Source organism: Micromonospora sp. NPDC004551 (genome assembly GCF_040609975.1).
Lineage (GTDB): Bacteria > Actinomycetota > Actinomycetes > Mycobacteriales > Micromonosporaceae > Micromonospora.
In genome coordinates, this window is record NZ_JBEXLM010000016.1 from 12,106 (window position 1) to 27,357 (window position 15,252).

The 15,252-nt window shown below is 76.0% G+C and carries 6 protein-coding genes; 4 read left to right on the forward strand and 2 right to left on the reverse strand.

All coding sequences use genetic code 11. From position 1 onward, the window contains the following. Positions 1-19 precede the first annotated feature (19 nt). The 4 genes from ABZW14_RS19630 to ABZW14_RS19645 all read left to right on the forward strand — a co-directional run bounded on the left by ABZW14_RS19630 (position 20) and on the right by ABZW14_RS19645 (position 8,831). Positions 20-5,458, forward strand: coding sequence for a type I polyketide synthase (locus ABZW14_RS19630; protein WP_355348138.1), 5,439 nt, complete (start codon positions 20-22; stop codon positions 5,456-5,458). A gap of 96 nt (positions 5,459-5,554) precedes the next feature. Next, complete coding sequence (locus tag ABZW14_RS19635) at positions 5,555-6,583, forward strand: ABC transporter ATP-binding protein (protein WP_355348141.1); 1,029 nt, start codon at positions 5,555-5,557, stop codon at positions 6,581-6,583. Further along, positions 6,580-7,416 (forward strand): ABC transporter permease, encoded by an 837-nt coding sequence (locus ABZW14_RS19640; protein WP_355348144.1) that lies wholly within the window; start codon positions 6,580-6,582, stop codon positions 7,414-7,416. The genes ABZW14_RS19635 and ABZW14_RS19640 overlap by 4 nt, the downstream gene beginning before the upstream one ends. A gap of 14 nt (positions 7,417-7,430) precedes the next feature. Continuing rightward, positions 7,431-8,831 carry a glycosyltransferase gene (locus tag ABZW14_RS19645; RefSeq protein ID WP_355348147.1) on the forward strand — a complete coding sequence of 467 codons (1,401 nt, stop codon included), beginning with the start codon at positions 7,431-7,433 and terminating at the stop codon, positions 8,829-8,831. A 48-nt stretch (positions 8,832-8,879) separates the two neighbouring features. On the opposite strand, the gene ABZW14_RS19650 is transcribed toward ABZW14_RS19645, so the two are convergent. After that, complete coding sequence (locus ABZW14_RS19650; protein ID WP_355348150.1) at positions 8,880-11,738, reverse strand: AAA family ATPase; 2,859 nt, start codon at positions 11,736-11,738, stop codon at positions 8,880-8,882. 436 nt (positions 11,739-12,174) lie between these two features. Continuing rightward, positions 12,175-14,925: an AAA family ATPase gene (locus tag ABZW14_RS19655; RefSeq protein ID WP_355348153.1), complete on the reverse strand. Its 2,751-nt coding sequence runs from the start codon at positions 14,923-14,925 to the stop codon at positions 12,175-12,177. Positions 14,926-15,252: the final 327 nt, after the last annotated feature.

A 15,252-nucleotide genomic window follows, 5' to 3' on the forward strand; every position in this document is an offset into this window, starting at 1 on the left:
CGGCCGCAGGGAGGCCCCGATGAGCGTCTCACTGGACGAGGTGGTCGGCGCGCTGCGCGCGTCCCTCCTGGACAACCAGAAGCTCAAGCAGCAGAACCGGCAGCTCGCCGACCGGCTCACCGAACCGGTGGCGATCATCGGGATGAGCTGCCGGTTCCCGGGCGGCGTCCGCTCACCGGAGCAGCTGTGGGAGCTGGTCGCCGAGGGTCGGGACGCGATGGCCCCGTTCCCCGCCGACCGCGGCTGGGACCTCGACGCGCTCTACGACACCGACCCGGACAGCCGGGGCACCTCCTACGTCCGCGACGGCGGTTTCCTGCCCGACGCGGGCGACTTCGACCCGGCCTTCTTCGGCATCAGCCCGCGGGAGGCCCTGGCCATGGACCCGCAGCAGCGGCTGCTGCTGGAGACCGCCTGGGAGGCGTTCGAATCCGCCGGCATCGATCCCACCACGCTGCGCGGCGCGCCCACCGGCGTGTACGCGGCCACCAGCAGCCAGGGCGACTACGCCGCGCTGCTCACGGGCGTCGGCGGCGGGGTCGAGGGCTACCTGGGCACCGGCAGCGCCGCCGCCGTGGCCAGCGGCCGGATCGCGTACGCCCTCGGCCTCGAAGGGCCGGCGGTCACCGTGGACACCGCCTGCTCGTCGTCGCTGGTCGCGCTGCACCTGGCCTGCCAGGCGCTGCGGCTGGGGGAGTGCACCCTGGCCCTCGCCGGTGGGGTGTCCGTGATGGCCACCCCGACCGTCTTCGTCGAGTTCTCCCGGCAGCGCGGCCTGTCCACCGACGGCCGGTGCAAGTCGTTCGCCGCCGCCGCCGATGGCACGGGCTGGTCGGAGGGGGTGGGGATGCTGCTGGTCGAGCGGCTGTCCGACGCCCGCCGCCATGGGCACCCCGTGCTCGCCGTGGTCCGCGGCAGCGCGGTCAACCAGGACGGCGCGAGCAGCGGGCTGACCGCCCCGAACGGGCCCGCCCAGCGGCGGGTCATCCGGCAGGCGCTGACGAACGCGGGCCTCACCGCCGAAGAGGTCGACGTGGTCGAGGCGCACGGCACCGGCACCACCCTCGGCGACCCCATCGAGGCGCAGGCGCTGCTGGCCACGTACGGGCAGGGCCGCCCGGCGGACCGGCCGCTGCTGCTCGGCTCGGTCAAGTCGAACATCGGGCACACCCAGGCGGCGGCCGGGGTGGCCGGCGTGATCAAGATGGTGCTGGCCATGCGGCACGGCCGCCTGCCGGCGACCCTGCACGTCGACCGCCCCACCCCGCACGTCGACTGGTCCGCCGGCGCCGTGGAGCTGCTGACCGAGGCGCGGTCGTGGCCCGACACGGGCCGGCCCCGGCGGGCCGGCGTCTCCGCGTTCGGGGTCAGCGGCACGAACGCCCACACCGTCCTCGAATCGGCCGCCCCCGAGGACACCGCCGCGCCCCCGCCCGCCGGCCGGCCCGCCCCGCCGGCGCCGTGGCTGGTCTCCGCCCGCTCGGCGCCGGCGCTGGCCGGGCAGGCCCGGCGGCTGCTCGACCACCTCACCGCCCACCCCGGGCTGCGCCCGGCCGACGTGGCCTACTCGCTGGTCACCACCCGGGCGGCGCTGCCGCACCGGGCCGCGGTCACCGGCGACGACCGGGACGCGCTGCTCGCCGGGCTGCGGGCGGTCGCCGAGGAACGGCCCGCCCCCGGCGTGGTGCGCGGCGTGGCCCGCCCGGCCGGCAAACTCGCGTTCCTCTTCACCGGCCAGGGCGCCCAGCGTCCCGGCATGGGCGCCGAACTGCACCGCCGGTTCCCGGTCTTCGCCGCCGCGTTCGACGAGGTGGCCGCCGAACTCGACCGGCACCTGAGCCGCCCCCTGCGGGAGGTGGCGTTCGCCGCGCCCGACACCGCCGAGGCGGCCCTGCTGGACCGCACCGAGTTCACCCAGCCGGCGCTCTTCGCCTTCCAGGTGGCCGCGTACCGGCTGGTCACCTCCTGGGGCCTGCGTCCGCACCACCTGCTGGGGCACTCCGTCGGCGAGCTGGCCGCCGCGCACGTGGCCGGCGTGCTGTCGCTCGCCGACGCGGCCGCCCTGGTGGCCGCCCGGGCCCGGCTCATGCAGGCGCTGCCCGCCGGCGGGGCCATGCTCGCGGTCCGCGCCTCGGCCGACGAGGTGGCGCCGCTGCTCGACGGGCGGGTGGCGCTGGCCGCGGTCAACGGCCCCGCGTCGGTGGTGCTCTCCGGCGACGAGGACGCCGTGCTGGCGGCCGGCGAGCGGCTCGCCGCGGCCGGCCGGCGGACCCGCCGGCTGCGGGTCGGCCACGCCTTCCACTCCGCCCGGATGGACGACATGCTGGCCGACTTCCGGGTGGTGGCCGAGAAGCTCAGCTGGCACCCGCCGACCCTGCCGCTGGTCTCCGACCGCACCGGCGCGCTGCTCACCGCCGCCCAGGCGACCGACCCCGGCTACTGGGTGGAGCACGTCCGGGACACCGTCCGCTTCCAGGCGGGGGTGGCCACCCTGGCCGCCGCCGGCACCGGGACCTACCTGGAGATCGGGCCGGACGCGGCGCTCACCCCGCTGGCCCGGGAGTGCCTGCCGGACGCCGAACCGGCCGCGTTCGTGCCGCTGGCCCGCCGGGAGCTGCCCGAGGCGGCCGGCCTGCTCACCGCGCTCGCCGCCGTGGACCTGCGCGGCGCCGCCATACGTTGGGCCGCCCTCTTCGACGGCACCGGCGCCGCCCGGATCGACCTGCCCACGTACGCCTTCCAGCACGAGCGGTTCTGGCCCGCTCCGATGCTGCTCGACCTGACGCCGCGGCCCGCCGACCCGGCTGACGGGGAGTTCTGGGCGGCCGCCGAGGGCGGCGACCCGGCCGCGCTGGCCGGCGTTCTCGGGCTCGACGCCGACTCGTCGGACGCGCTCGGCGACCTGCTGCCCGCCCTGGCCGGCTACCGCGACCGGCAGCGCCGGGCGTCCCGCGTGGACGGCCTGCGCTACCGGACCGGCTGGGTGCCGGTCGACCCGCCGTCCGGCGCCGCGCCGGACGGCCCCTGCCTGGTGCTCGTCCCCGCCGGCGAGTCGCCGGAGGCGGTGCTCTCGGCACTGCGGGCCGAGGGGCTGGACCCGGTGCCCGTACCCGTGCCGGCCGGCGGCGCACCGGGCGCCGCGCTGCGGGAACGGCTCGACCCGGCCCCCGCCCGGGTGCTGTCCCTGCTGGCCACCGGCCCGGACGCCCTGGCCGGCACCGCGGGGCTGGTCCGCGCGCTCGCCGAGGCCGGCGTCACCGCTCCGCTGTGGTGCGTCACCCGCAGCGCGGTCGCCGCCGGCGCGGACGACCCCGCGCCCGACCCGGCCGGCGCGTCCGTCTGGGGACTCGGCCGGGTCCTGGCGCTGGAGCACCCGCGCCTCTGGGGCGGCCTGCTGGACCTGCCCGCCGACCCGGACGCCGCGGCGCTGGCCGCGCTGGCCCGGGTCGTGGCGGCCGGCGGCGCCGAGGACCAGCTCGCCGTCCGCTCCGGCGGGCTGCGCGCGCGGCGGCTGGAACGGGCCCCGGCCGGCCCGGACCGGGCGTGGCGGCCCCGCGGCGCGGTGCTGGTGCACGGGGACGCCCCGGTGCGCCGCCCGCACCTGCTGCGCCAGCTCGCCGGCTGGGGCGTCACGCACCTGCTGCTGGTCGGACCGCCCGTGCCGGCCGCCGATTTGGCCGGCGTCGACGTCGTGACGGTGGACGGCCCGGACGCCCTGCCCGCCGCGCTCGACCGGCTCGCCGCGGCCGGCACCCCGGTACGCACCGTGCTGCACGTGGCCGACGCCGGCGGGCCGGGCGAGCCGACGGCCGCCGCCGATCCCGAGCGGCTGGCCGCCACGGTCACCGCGCGTCTCGACGAGGTGGCCCGGCTCGATGCCGCCTGCGGCGACCGGGACGTCGACGAGTTCGTCATCTTCGCCTCGACCGCCGCCACCTGGGGCAGCGGCGGCGCGGCGGTCGCCGCGGCCACCGGGGCCGGGCTGGCCGCCCTGGCCGCCCACCGCCGGGCCGCCGGCCGGCCGGCGACCGTTCTGGCCTGGACACCATGGGCCGGTGAGGTGGCCGAGCCGGATCAGCTGCGCCGGCGCGGCATCCGCCCGCTCGACCCCGGGCCGGCCCTCGACGCGGTACGGCGGGCCGCCGGCGCCGGCGACGGCGAGGTGGCCGTCGCCGACGTCGACTGGCCGGCCTTCGTGCCGGCGTTCACCGCCGTCCGGCCCGCCCCGCTGCTGCGCGGCGTGCCCGACGCGGCGGCGGTCCTCGACGGGGCCGCCGCGGACCGCGGGCCGGCGACCGACCCGGCCCGCGCCCTGCGTGACCGGCTGGCGGGCGTCCCCGCCGGGGACCGGCAGCGGATCCTGCTGGACCTGGTCCGGGCGCACGCGGCCACCGTCCTGGGGCACGCCGGACCGGGCGCCGTCGAACCCGACCGGGACTTCCTGGAGCTGGGCTTCGACTCGCTCACCGCGCTGGAACTGCGGGACGCCCTGCACCAGGAGACCGGGGCGGAGCTGTCCGCCACCCTGCTCTTCGACCACCCCACCCCGATCGCGCTGGCCGGGCACCTTCTGGGTCACCTGCTCGGCGCGGAGGCCGGCGCCGCGCCGTCCGGCGCGGGCGCACCGGAGGGCGGGGGCGGCATCCTCGGCGGGCTGTTCCGCGAACCCAAGGCCCGCGCCGACGCCGCCGGGTACGCCGAGCTGCTGGTGAAGCTCGCCCAGTTCCGCCCGAGTTTCACCGAGCCCGCGCAGCTCACCCGCCCGGCCGGCATTCTGCGCCTCGCCGACGGGCCGGGCACCCCGGTGGTCTGCTGCTGCACCATGTCCCTGCTCTCCGGCCCGCACGAGTACGCCCGCCTCGCGGCCGGGATGCGCGGCCGGCGGGACGTGTGGGCGCTGCCCAACCCCGGCTTCGGGGCTGGCGAGGAGCTGCCCGCCGACCTCGACGCGCTGCTGCGGGTGCACGCCGACACCGTGCTGCGCACCGTCGGCGCCGGTCGGTTCGTGCTGGCCGGGCACTCCGGCGGCGCCATGGTGGCCAACGTGCTCGCCCGCGAGCTGGAGCGGCAGGGCCGGCCACCGGCCGCCGTGGTGCTCATGGACACCTACCCGCCCGGCAGCGAGGTGCTCGGCGGCTGGACCGCGCAGCTGCTCGACGGGATGGTCGAGCGGGACAGCGCGTACACCCCGATGGACGACCACCGGGCCACCGCGTGGGCCGGCTACCTGCCCCTGTTCCTGGACTGGCGGCCCGCGCCGGTGGAGTCCGCGACGCTGCTGGTCCGGGCCAGCGAGCCGCTGGGGGAGTGGGCCGGGGATCCGGACGGCTGGCGGTCGGTGTGGCCGTACCCGCACGAGGCGCGGGACGCGGCCGGCGACCACTTCACCATGGTCGGCGAGCGGGGCCCGGAACTCGCCGCCACCGTGGACGAATGGCTGACCGCGCAGGGGCTGTGAGGCCGGCGGCGCACCCGCCCCTGGCCTGCCCCTAGCGCCCCCTATCGCAGCGACGACAACTGTCCCATTCCGGGACGAGGACGGGAGCATGACGACGTGGACGAGGCAGTGGTGGTCGATGGGCTGGTCAAGCGGTACCGGCCCGACATGCCGCCCGCGGTGGACGGACTGAGTTTCTCCGTCGCCGCCGGCGAGGTCTTCGGTCTGCTCGGGCCGAACGGCGCGGGCAAGACCACGACGATCGGGGTGCTGACGACCCGGGTACGCGCCACCTCCGGCCGCGCCGTGGTGTGCGGCGCGGACGTGGCAAGGGCGCCGGCCGTGGCCCGGCAGCTGCTGGCGGTGGTGCCCCAGCGGGTCAACCTGGACCGGGCGCTCACCGTCCGGCAGAACCTGCTGTTCCACTCCGCCTACCACCGGGTGTCCCGGGCGCAGCGGGTCCGGCGCGCCGACGAGCTGCTGGAGCAGATGGGGCTCACGGACTTCGCGAACGCCCGCACCGACTTCCTCTCCGGCGGCCTGGCGCAGCGCGCCATGATCGCCCGGGCGCTCATGCACGCCCCGAGGGTGCTCTTCCTCGACGAGCCGTCGAGCGGCCTCGACCCGCAGTCCCGCCTGTTCGTGCACGACCGGATCGTCGACCTGAAGCGTGCCGGGGTCACGGTCGTGGTGACCACGCACGACATGGAGGAGGCGGAGAAGCTCTGCGACCGGGTCGGCATCGTCGACCACGGCAAGCTGCTCACCCTGGACTCCCCGGCCGCGCTCACCCGGACCCTGCCGGGCAGCAGCACACTGACCCTGGTCGTGGCCGCCGGCGCCCCCGCCGAGGAGGTGCAGGCCGCGCTGGCCGCGGTCCCCGACGTCGAGCGGGTGGAGCGGCTGCGCGCCGGTGGGGCGGCCGAGATGCCGATGTTCCCCGGGATGCCACCCATGCCCGAACCGCCCGCCGACCCGGACGCGCCGCTGTCCTTCCGGGTCTACACCGCCGGCGCGCCGGCCAACGCCGTACCGATGGCGTTGAAGATCCTCACCGACCTCGGCTGCGAGGTACGCGACCTCAGCGTCGGCCAGCCCAGCCTGGAGGACGTCTTCATCCACCTGACCGGAAGGGAACTTCGGTGAGCGTCACCGCCCCCGCCGCACCGGCCGCACCGGCCGTCGCCCCGCCCCCGCCGGTACGAGCCCGGGACCAGTTCGCCAGCTTCCGGGCGGTGCTCTGGCGCGACCTGTTCGTCACCAGCCGGGAGCTGGGCGCCTTCCTGGCCCAGGTCTTCCTCCAGCCGCTGTTCATGCTGCTGATCTTCGGCAAGGTGCTCAAGGACCTCGGGTACGCCAGCGACGACTTCGCCAACGTGCTGCTGCCCGGCGTCATCGCGCTCAACGCGTTCCTGATCGGCCTGGAGAACACCGCCCTGCCGATGGTGATGGACTTCTCCTTCACCCGGGAGATCGAGGACCGGCTGCTGTCGCCGATGGCGATCCCGCTGGTCGCCTTCGAGAAGATCGTCTTCGGTGCGGTCCGCGGCCTGATCGCCGGCCTGGTGCTGATCCCGGTCGGCATGCTCATCCTGGGCGTCACCTGGCCGCTGTCGACCCTGCTGCCGGTCGTCGGGGTGCTGGCGGTCGGCGCGCTGGTCGGCGCGGCCATGGGCTTGACCTTCGGCACCCTCGTCCCGCCGCACCGCATCCAGATCCTGTTCACCGTGACCATGACTCCGCTGATGTTCACCGGCGCCACCCAGTTCCCGCTGCGGGCGCTGGACTCGCTGCCCTGGTTCCAGGTGATCTGCTCGATCAACCCGCTCACCTACGTGAGTGAGGCGACCCGCTCGCTGGTCGCCCCGCCCGGCGTCGAGTCGGTGCCGTTGTGGCTGGACCTGCTCGTGCTCGCCGGGGTGTTCGTGCTGTTCACCGCCCTCGGCATCCGCGGCTTCCTGCGCCGCGCGATGGACTAGGGGGCCCGGGCACGATGACCGCCGACGAGGGAACCCTACTGCTCGTCAGCTCCGGCAGCGCCGGCCTGTTCAACCCGCTGCTGACCCTGGCCGGTGAGTTGAAACGCCGGGCCACCCGGCCCGTCCGGTTCGCCTGCACCGACGAACGGCGGGCCGACATCGAGGCGCTTCCCGGCGACGGCGACGTGCGGTTCGTCCCGCTCGGGCCGCCCCGGCTGGAGGTCCGCCCGGAGCACTGGGACGACGAGACGCACCGGCGCATGTCGGCCGGCTCGCGGGTGGAGAACTTCGCCAGCTACGTGGACACCTCGGCGGACTACGACTACCTGCACCAGCTCTACGAGCGCTGCCTCGACGTGATCGAGGCGGAGCGGCCGGTGCTGGCCGTGGTCGACTCGTTCGCCTCGTTCGGCCTGGACGCGATGACCGCCCGGGGTGTCCCGTTCGTCATCAGCGTCTCGGTGCCGCCGTCGAACTTCCTGCAGGACAGCCTGCCGCCCGCGTACCCGATGCCGCTGTCCGGGCTGCCGCTGGACATGAACGCCACCCAGCGGGCGGCCAACGCCCGTTTCCGGGCGGCGCTGCTCGCGGCGCTGACCGAGCCGGAGCGGCTGGCCCGTGGCACCGCCGCCGCCGAGCGGCGCCGGGCCGCCGGGATCAGCAACGCCGAACTGCGCCCGACGCAGTACGCCGAGGCCGCCGAGGCGCTGCTCGCGTACACGGTGTTCGGGTTGGAGTACCCGTTCGACACCGCCCCGGCGACGCTGCGCCTGGTCGGCTCGATGGTGCCCCGCGAGATCGTCCCCAGTGCCGAGGGCGCCGGGCTGCGCGCCTGGCTCGACGCCCACGACTCGGTGGTCTACGTCGGCTTCGGCACCATCATGCGCCCGTCGGCGGCCCAGGTGGCCGCCCTGGTCGAGGTGGCCGCCCGGCTCGCGCCGGAGCACCACGTGCTGTGGAAGCTGCCCGCCGACCGGCACCGGTTCCTGCCGCCGGCCGACGAGCTGCCGGCCAACCTGCGGGTCGAGTCGTGGTTGCCCTCGCAGGTCGAGGTGCTGGCCCACCCGCACGTACGGGTGTTCTTCAACCACGCCGCCGCCAACGCCATCCACGAGGCGGCGTGGTTCGGGGTGCCGCAGCTGGTGATGCCGTTCTGGTTCGACTGCCACGACGGCGCGGTCCGGGTGCTCGACGCGGGGGTGGCGCTGGCCGTCGAGCACGAGGACCCGCTCGACGTCGACGACATCACCGGGAAACTGCGCCGGCTGCTGGCGGAGCCGACCTTCCGCGACCGCGCCGCACTGTGGCAGGCGTGCCTGCGCCGGGCGGGCGGCGTAACCGCGGCCGCCGATTTGGTGCTGCGCCTGTGCGACGAGAGAGCACCCGGCCGTACCCTCGCCGCGGTCGGAAACTGAGCGCGGCGGAGCGGGGGCGGCGCCCGGCGCCGCCCCCGCTCCGGCCACTCAGGACGCCGCGCTCTGCATCTCCTCGGCCAGCGGCTCCGCGTAGGCGACCAGCCGGGCCGGCAGGTCGGTGCGGCGCTTCACGTCCAGCTTGCGGTAGACGCGGGTGAGGTGCTGCTCGACGGTGCTGACCGTGATGAACAGCTTGCTGGAGATCTGCCGGTTGGTGTGCCCCTGCGCGGCGAGCGCGGCCACCCGCCGCTCGGCCTCGCTCAGCCCGTCCTCCGGTTCCGCCGGTTCGACCGGCGGGGCGGACGGCAACCCGCCCGTGTCCCGCCGTACCAGCCGCTGGGCGAGCACCGACGCCCCGCAGTCCTGGGCCAGCTGGTAGGCCCGGCGCACGAGCAGCCGGGCCTGCGCCGAGTCGCCGGCCCGTTGCAGCGTCTGGCCGGTGTCGCCGAGCGCCCGGACCAGCTCCAGCCGGTCGCCGCAGCCCTGCAGCAGGTTGACCGCCTCGGAGAGCAGCTTGCGCCGGTGGTCAGGGGCGGCGGTGCCGGCGAGCAGCCGCAGCGTCCGGCCCCGGGTCCGCTCGTCCACCCCGTGCGGCACGCGCAGCTGCTCCTGGAGCAGCTGGGTGGCGTGCGCCTTGTTGCCCACTGCGAGCTGCACCCGGGCCAGCTCCAGCCGCCACGGCACCAGCCCCGCCACGTCGACACCCCAGGCACGCATCAGCTCACCACAGCGGCGCAGGTCGGCGGTCGCCCCGTGAGCCCGGCCAAGGGCCAGGTGGTGCCGGGCGCGGGCGGCCAGGTAGTGCAGGCCGAGCGGGGTGCGGAAGGCGCCCGCCGGCACGGTCTGGGCCAGCCACCGTTCGGCCTCCGCGTGCCGACCCGACTCGGTCGCGCAGGCGATCAGCGTGGCCAGCGGGCCCGCCGCGGCCACCCCCCACGCGGCGACCGGCAGGTCGTCCAGCGCGGCCCGGGCGTGCTGCTCGGCTCCGGGCAGGTCACCCAGGCGAAGTGCCGCCTCGGCGCGCAGCGCCCGCAGCACCGCCCGCCAGACCGGGGCGTGCCGCACGGCGGGCCGGTCCAGCAGCGCGGCGGTCCAGGCGGCGACCCGGTCGGCACGGCCGGCCCAGAGCAGTGCCAGCAGCGGAGCCGCCAGCAGGGCCAGCGAACCGTCCTCGGCGTGGTGCCGGTGCAGCAGCTGCTCGGCGCCGCCGACCGGGTCCGGCTCGCCGTTCGGGGTGAGCGCCGCGCCGAGCACGGTCAGTGCCTGCAGGGAAGGGCAGCCGCTGGCGGTCAGCCCCGCCGCCCGCGGCATGCCCGCCGTCTCGCGCACCGACGCCGGATGGTCCGGATTGGACAGGGCCAGCAGCAGCCGCATGGCCCGCAGCCGGCCGGTGGCGCCCGAGTGGGCCTGCTCCGCGTCCCCGGCGCAGCCGGCCACCGCCTCCCCGGCCTCGTCCACCCGGCCCTGCCAGAGCAGGTACGGCACGGCGGCGAGGGTGGTGGACGCCGGCCAGCCGGCGTCGCGGGCGGTGTCGACCAGCTGCCCCAGGTGGCCGTTGGCGGCCAGCGGGTTCACCTGCCAGCGGGCACTCACCAGCATCGACGTGGTGGCGGTCCGCTGCTCCTCGTCCACCTCGGCCCGGCTGACCAGGCGCAGGCAGGCGGCGGCCACGTCGGGGCGGCCGGCGGTCAGCGCCTGCGCGGCGGCGTCGTGCAGCACGGGCACGGTCCAGGCGGCGTCCGCCCAGCCGGCGGCGACCAGGTGTTCAGCCACCGTGCCCGGGTCGACGCCGTGCTCGTGCAGCATCTCGGCGGCCCGCTGGTGCAGGGTCCGGCGTTCCTCGGCGGACATGTCGGCCAGAATGGACCGGCGGATGCGCGGGTGGCGCAACCGGTCGTGGTCGAGCAGGCCGGAGGTGCGCAGCACCCGCACCGCCGGCGCGGCCGACTCGGGCACCATGTCCAGCAGGTGGCCGAGCAGCTCCGCCGGGGCCGGCCGGTCCAGCACCGCGAGCGCCTGCGCGACCCGGCGGACGCCCGGCTCGTGCCGGTAGAGGCAGCCGAGCACAGCCTGGTCGAACCCGTCGCCGAGCGCGGCGTCCGGGGTGGGCTCCTCGTCCGTCTCCTCGCGCAGCCGCTCCTCGATCAGCGCCCTGGTGAGCAGCGGGTTGCCACCGGTCATCCGCAGGCAGCGTTCGGCGGTCTCCCGCGCGGCCGGCTCGGCGTCGTCGTCGACCAGCCGGGCGATCGCCTCGAGGGTCAGTGGTGGCAGCGTGATCCGGGTGAAGTGCGGCTGGCTGAACAGCTCGGCCCGGAAGTGCGGGTGGGCCGGGCGCAGCATCCGCGCCTCGGTCAGCACCACCATGATCGGGGCGTGCCGCAGCCGGCGGGCCACGTACAGCAGGCAGTGCAGTGACGCGGGGTCGGCGTGGTGCACGTCGTCGACGGTCAGCACCAGCGGGCCCGGCTCGGCCAGGTCGAGCAGGGTGCTGAACAGTCCGTGCAGTACCGGCGCCCAGACCCGGTCGGGGACCGCCGGCCCGTCCGGGCCCTCCCCGCCGGGTTCAGGCAGTGGCTCCCGTAGCAGGCTCTCCACCCGGTTCGCCGGCTCCGGGCCCAGGCGCGCGCCGTGCAGCAGCTGCCCGAGCACGCCCAGGTACAGCCCGCGCTCCGCCCGCGAGCCGGCTGCGCTGAGCACCCGCCCGCCGGTGGCCGCGGCCCAGTCGCCGAACGACTCCAACACACTCGTCTTGCCGCTGCCGACCGCTCCGGTCACCAGCGACACGTGCCCCCGGCGCTGCTGTTCGCAGCTCCGGAAGGTATCTCGTAGAAGGTTGATCTGTTCCTCTCGCTGCACCAGCACCGTTCGTGTCAGCCCCTCTCGTCCGCGGTGCCGCGCCGGGATCACCGTCGCTGACCGGCACCGCTCCCCCCAATGCCGACGGCAGCCCCCTCCGTCACACCGGTCCCTGGTGTGAACAGAGGTCTGCACCGGGCCGCCGTGCCCGGGTGGACCGGAATCCTCCCCTCCGGATCGGCCCCGCGGGGCGGGCGCTCGATCCGGTTGCAGGGAGTCTGGCACCGGCTCCGATGTGCGACAACGGTCCCGGGACCCCACGGTTTCGCGGGTAAACCTGCGGTGCCCCTGGACCGTTAGGGGTTGCGGCGCCGACCGTGAGGGGGGTGCGAGCCGGCCGGATGAATGACGCGTGTCGCCATGATGGACAGCGCGAGTCGGCCGTGTGCGCCGATCGTGCCACACCCGCTCGAGGGCCGCACGCCGGCCGGGCGGCCGCGGCCACCCGCCCGGGGGAGGCGGTGGCGGGTGTCCGCGGCCGGGCGGATCAGTGGCCGAGCCGGAGCCGGGCTGCCAGCTCGCTGCGGGAGTTGACGTCGAGCTTGCGGTAGATCCGGGTCAGCCGCTGCTCGATCGCGCTGACCGTGAGGAACATCTGCTCGGCGATCTCGCGGTTGGTGTGTCCCTGCGCGGCCAGCGAGGCCACCTGCGACTCGGCGTCGCTGAGGCCGGTCAGCAGCACCCCGGGCTCGCCGCCGGGTTCCGCCGGACCGGTCCGGCCGGGCGGGGGAGTGGGCCGCAGGACCGGGATGCCGCACTCCTCGGCGAGCACCCGGGCGGCCCGGGAGGTGCTGCGGGCCTGGCGCAGGTCGCCGGCCTGTTGCTGGGCGTGCCCGAGGTCGGTGAGGGCGTGCGCCAGCTCCACCCGAGCGCCGCACTGCCGCAGCAGCCGTACGGCGGTGCGCAGGTGCCGGATCCGCTCCGGTCCCTCGTGCACGGTGGCCAGCACCCGCAGCGCGGTACCGCGGTACCGCACGTGCGAGGGGCGCAGCCGGTCCAGCTCCTCCCGGATCACCTTCTCGGCCTGGTGCCGGCGGCCCAGCCGCAGCAACGCCCGGGCCGTGTCGGTGCGCCAGGGAACCAGCGGGGCCAGGTCCAGCCGCCACGACGTCATGAGCTGGCCGCAGAGCTGGAAGTCGGCCAGCGCCGCCTCGGGGCTGCCGGTGGCGAGCGCGTGCAGGCCGCGCGCGTGCAGGTAGTGCAGGCCGAAGGGCGTCTCGAACAGCGCCGGCGGCACCGGCGTACGCAGGCAGTCGGCCGCCTCGTCCCACTCCTCCAGGCAGGTCAGCGTCCGCAGCCGGACGGCCAGCGGCGCGCCGATGACCACCCCCCAGCCCTTCGGGGAGAGCCGGTGCAGGGCCGCTTCGGCCAGCTCGCGGGCCCGTGGCAGGTCGCCGCGCCGGCCGGCCACGGTGGCGGCGGCCGCGGCCAGCAGGGCCCGCGGGGTGTGATGCCGGCGGGCGGAGGCGACGCCGTCCAGCCGGTCGCACCAGTCGCCGGCGAGGTCCAGCCGGTCGGCGTAGATCATCGCGAGCACTGCGCAGACGGCGTTCCACATGTTCGGTTCGTCGTCCAGCGCGAGCGTGGCGAGGGCGCGCTCGGCGTCGTCGACCGCTCCGGCGTCACCCCGCTCCAGCACCGCCCCGAGCAGGGTGACGCCGCGCAACCGGTGTTTGACCCGGGCCAGGGTGAGCGGATCCCGGGCGGCTTCCCGGGTCGCGCCCGCCCCGCCGACGGGCACCCCGGGGTAGAGCGTCGCCATCCAGCCCCGGGTGACGATCAGCTCGGCGGCCGAACCGGGGTCGTCGCTGTCCGCCCGTTTCCCGAGGTGCTGGATGAGTTCGACGGCCCGGTCGATCTGCCCGTGCCAGAGCAGGTACTGGATGGGACCGGCGGCCTGCCGGCTGCCCAGGTGGCCGGCCCGGATGGCGGTGGCGACACCGAGCAGGTGGGGGACCGCGGCCTGCGGATCGAGCCGCCAGTCGGCGCGGGCCAGGGCGGAGCGGATCCGGGCGCGCAAGCACTCGTCTTCGCACCTGCGGTTGGCCTGGCGGAGGAAGCTCCGGGCCCGGTCTACGTCGCCGTCGGCCAGGGCCTGCTCGCCCGCGTCCAGCAGGGTCTGCGCCATCCAGGGCGCGTCCGGCTCGTCGGTGCGCAGCAGGTGCGCGGCGACCCGGACCGGGGGCGCGCCGTCGTCGTGCAGCAGCTCCGCGGTGGCCCGGTGCAGCCGCCCACGCTCCTCCATCGTCATGCCGTCGAGCACCGCCTGGCCGACCGCGGGGTGCCGCAGCCCGCTCGCGCTGATCAAGCCGGCGCTGGTCGACGCGTCGACCGCCCGCAGGTTCAGCTCGGAGGGCAGGTCGACGAGATGGGGCAGCAGCGGGCCGTGCAGCGGCTCCTCGGTGACCGCGAGTACCCGGGCGGTCTTCAGCACCAGGTGCTCGCACCGGTAGAGGCAGCTCAGCACCGCCTCGCGGAAGGCCTCGCCGGGTGTCGGCCGGTCGTGCCCAGGGGAGTGGTCGTCGGCCAGTGCGTGCACCAGCAGCGGGTTGCCGCCGCTGATCCGGTGCGCCTCGTCGGCGATGCTGCGCGCCACGGGCACGCTGAGCCGGTCGGCGAGGACCCGGTAAGTCCCCTCCGGCGACAGCAGCGGCAGCCGTACCCGGTGCACCCGGGCCGGGTGGAGCAGTTCGGCGTGCACGGTGCGGTGCCACGGCCGGGTGCGCGGCGACTCGCCCAGCACGATCAGCACGGGCAGGCCGGTGACCCGGCGGGCCAGGTAGTCGAGGCAGCGCAGGGACGGCCCGTCGGCGTGGTGGACGTCGTCCACCGCGACCACCGTGGGGGCCCGCGTGGCGATCTCCAGCAGTTCGCCGCCGACGGCGGCGGCGAGCGCGGCGTGCACCTCCTCGTCGGCCGACTCAGCCCAGCGCAGCACGGCCCGGTCGAGCAACCGGCCGATCCGCTCGCGGGCGGCGGCGTCCAGGGTGGCCCGGCGGAAGAGTTGACGGATCACCTCCAGCGGCACCGTGCGCTCACTGCGCGAGGCGCTTGCGCCGAGGAAGTCGACGCCGGCCACGACGCACCGCCGGGCGAACTCCTGCAGGAGCGTGGTCTTGCCGGTCCCGACCGGCCCGGTGAGCACCGTGACGGGTCCGGACGGATCGACGGGCCGGTGCAGGTCGCCGAGCCGATCCGTCAGGATGTCGAGGTGCCGGGCCCGTTCGACAGGCGTCATCGGGCCGTTCCCGGAACGAGGGTGGCCGGGCCGCCCGCCCGCCGTGGTCTACCGGGACACCCGATGCAGTCAGCGACCCACAAACCCTTGACCCATTCCGATTGGCGAATGCCGACAACTATGGTACGGCGTAGGTGTTTCATCGAACGTCGCACCTGGTCCCTGCGCGTCGGAATGCCGCCGCGACCTGCAGTTTTTGCAATTAGCGGGTCATGCCCACGCGTAGCGTCCCTATCGATCCCGATTCATGCAGTGGAGTATGGCAGTCCGGCAATTGGGCGGCAAGCCAGGCGATGTAAAGGATAGGCAAACATGGCTGACGTTCGC

Excerpts from the sequence above, each read along its gene's own strand:
- ABZW14_RS19645 (WP_355348147.1), top strand. The coding sequence starts at position 7,431 with ATGACCGCCGACGAGGGAACCCTACTGCTCGTCAGCTCCGGCAGCGCC.
- ABZW14_RS19655 (WP_355348153.1), bottom strand. The coding sequence starts at position 14,925 with ATGACGCCTGTCGAACGGGCCCGGCACCTCGACATCCTGACGGATCGG.
- ABZW14_RS19630 (WP_355348138.1), top strand. The coding sequence starts at position 20 with ATGAGCGTCTCACTGGACGAGGTGGTCGGCGCGCTGCGCGCGTCCCTC.